This window comes from Salegentibacter profundi (assembly GCF_054121475.1).
Map to the genome: position 1 here is coordinate 1 of NZ_JBSYGG010000024.1, position 2,866 is coordinate 2,866.

Annotated in this window: 2 protein-coding genes and 1 pseudogene; all 3 read left to right on the forward strand. The window is 42.9% G+C overall.

Going from position 1 to position 2,866, the window contains the following annotated elements; all coding sequences use genetic code 11:
• The coding region (locus tag ACW6NC_RS16020) for an ROK family protein (RefSeq protein ID WP_457867571.1) at positions 1 to 690 on the forward strand (690 nt) is incomplete at its 5' end.
• A 23-nt stretch (positions 691 to 713) separates the two neighbouring features.
• Positions 714 to 2,633, forward strand: a complete 1,920-nt coding sequence (gene nagB / locus ACW6NC_RS16025) for a glucosamine-6-phosphate deaminase (RefSeq protein ID WP_457867573.1) — start codon at positions 714 to 716, stop codon at positions 2,631 to 2,633.
• Positions 2,634 to 2,658: 25 nt separating this feature from the next.
• Positions 2,659 to 2,866: pseudogene (locus tag ACW6NC_RS16030) on the forward strand (hypothetical protein); the annotation flags it as partial.

The window sequence follows — 2,866 nt, forward strand, 5'->3', positions numbered from 1 at the left end:
TTTAAAAAACCTGTAGTCATCCTCAATGACGCTAAAAGTGCATGCCTTGCTGAATTTCGTTTTGGTTTGGCTCGTGATAAAAGCAATGTGTTAGTGATCTCCATGGACTGGGGAATAGGATTAGGCATTATTATGGGGGGCAGAATGCATTCGGGCGAATCTGGATTTGCCGGGGAATTCGGACATATTCCAATGACCGAAGACGGTTTGCTCTGCCACTGCGGAAAAAGAGGTTGCCTGGAAACCGAAGCCTCAGGTCTCGCTCTGGTTAGAAGAACCAAAGAAGGCCTTAAGGCTGGACAAACTTCAGTATTAAATAATTTGAGCCAGGAAGAAATGGATAAATTAGAGCCTGAAGTTATCATAGATGCAGCTAACAAAGGTGATCAGTTTGCCATTAAAGTGCTCTCAGAAATTGGCATCAAGCTAGGAAAAGGAATTGCTATTTTGATCCAGATCTTTAATCCGGAACTCGTTATCCTGGAAGGAAAGATTGCTGAAGCCAAACAATTTATAACCACTCCGATTCACCAGTCAATGAATACATACTGTATGATGCAACTAAAAGAAAGAACCAAAATCGAATTATCTGATTTAGGTTCTAATTCCAGTTTGTTTGGGGGCACCATCGCAGTAATGGACGAAATATTTAAAGACCAGGTAGCCCTGGTTAAATCATACATCAATTAAAAATCTCCGAATAGCATTAAATTATGGCTAGACTAAACCTATTAGAAGAAACGCGTTTTGAAAAACTACCGGTAACTGTTTTTCCCGATGAACACATAGCTTCAAAAAAGGTCGCTAAAAGGATAGCGGACCTTATTAAAACCAAACAGGCAAAAGGTGAAAATGCCGTACTGGGCCTTGCCACCGGCGCAACTCCAGTTGAAGTTTATGAAGAATTGGTACGCCTGCACAAAGAGGAAGACTTAAGCTTTCATAACGTGATCACCTTCAACCTGGATGAGTATTATCCGATGCAACCCGATGCCAAACAAAGTTATGTTCGGTTTATGGATGAGAACCTCTTTAGTCATATTGACATAAAGAGAGAAAACATCCATATTCCAGATGGCACCCTCGCTAAAGAGGATATAGCAGATTATTGTATTGAATATGAAAATAAAATTGGAGCACTCGGTGGATTAGACCTCCAGGTTCTCGGTATTGGTAGGACCGGTCATATAGGTTTCAATGAACCCGGATCGGCTCCGAACTCCGGAACCCGTCTGGTCACTTTAGATGATCTTACTCGTCGCGATGCTTCCCGTGATTTTGGAGGGAAAGAAAATGTGCCCACCAAGGCTATAACCATGGGAATAGGGACCATCTTTAAGGCCCGGGAAATTATCCTGATGGCATGGAGCCGTAAAAAAGCACCGATTATCAGAAAAGCGGTGGAAGGCGAAATGTCAGGAAATGTCCCTGCCACTTACCTTCAACTATCAGAAAACGTCGAATTTATTTTAGATGTAGATGCTGCTTCTGAGCTTACCCGGTTCAATACCCCCTGGCTTGTAAAAGATTGTGTCTGGGACAAACAGCTGATTAAAAAAGCTGTGATCTGGCTTTCTTCAGAAGTTAAAAAGCCGATTCTTAAACTTACTGACGAAGATTATAACAATAACGGGATGGCCCAGCTCGCCACTGATTATGGACCCGCTTACAATATTAATATTGATGTCTTTAATCAATTGCAACACAGCATTACAGGGTGGCCAGGTGGAAAACCAAATGCTGATGATTCTCAAAGACCTGAAAGAAAAGATCCGCCACAAAAACGATCGCTTATTTTCTCGCCACACCCTGATGATGATGTGATCTCAATGGGGGGAACCTTTATCCGTCTGGTAGATCAGGGCCACCAGGTGCACGTGGCATATCAAACTTCAGGTAATACTGCGGTTTGGGATACCGATGTGCTACGGTACGTGGAATTTGCCATCGACTTTAACCGAAGTCGCGGTGAAGAAGTTGAAAAATTGGAAGACACCTATGAAAAAATGCGTCTCTTCCTAGAAAATAAGCAGCCAAACGATATCGACCTGAAAGAAATTCAGGATGTGAAAGCTTTCATTAGAAAATCAGAGGCCATTGCTGGAGCTAGGTTTGCCGGACTCCAGGATAAGAACATCCATTTTATGGCCCTGCCTTTTTATGAAACAGGCAAAAGGAAAAAGAACCCCGTAACAGAAAAGGATGTTGAACTTACCATGGAACTCCTTCAGGAAATAAAACCTCATCAGGTTTTTGCAGCAGGTGATTTTGCCGATCCTCACGGTACCCATATTGTTTGCTTCCGTATCATCCTGGAGGCTCTTAACAGGCTAAGGGAAACCGAAGAATGGACAAAAGACTGCTGGCTGTGGATGTACCGAGGAGCTTGGCAGGAATTCCAGATTCATGAGATTGAAATGGCGGTGCCCCTTTCTCCCCAGGAAGTGCAACGAAAAAGAAAAGCCATATTCCAGCACCAGTCCCAAAAAGACAGGCCAGTATTCCCAGGAGATGACGAAAGAGAATTCTGGGTTCGAGCAGAAGAACGAAACCGTGAGACTGCGGAAGCATACGACAAACTTGGACTGGCAAATTACGAAGCCATGGAAGCCTTTGTACGTTGGAAATTTTAAATTTTACTCCTATACCTTTATTGCTATGAGAAGAGGTTTTGCCTTATTTAATATAGTGCTGGTGCTTATGGTTTTGTTTAGCTGTGCCTCCAATCCATATTCCAAAACCAACCGGATCTATAAAAAACAGGCAAAAGCCTATGCCAAGCAATTAAGAAAGTTCCCACTACCGGAAAAGTCTAATCGAACCGCACTCGATTATGGCCAGTACCGGGTGGGAACTACTAATTTTA

Coding starts and splice junctions, on each gene's coding strand:
- nagB (WP_457867573.1), top strand. CDS start 714: ATGGCTAGACTAAACCTATTAGAAGAAACGCGTTTTGAAAAACTACCG.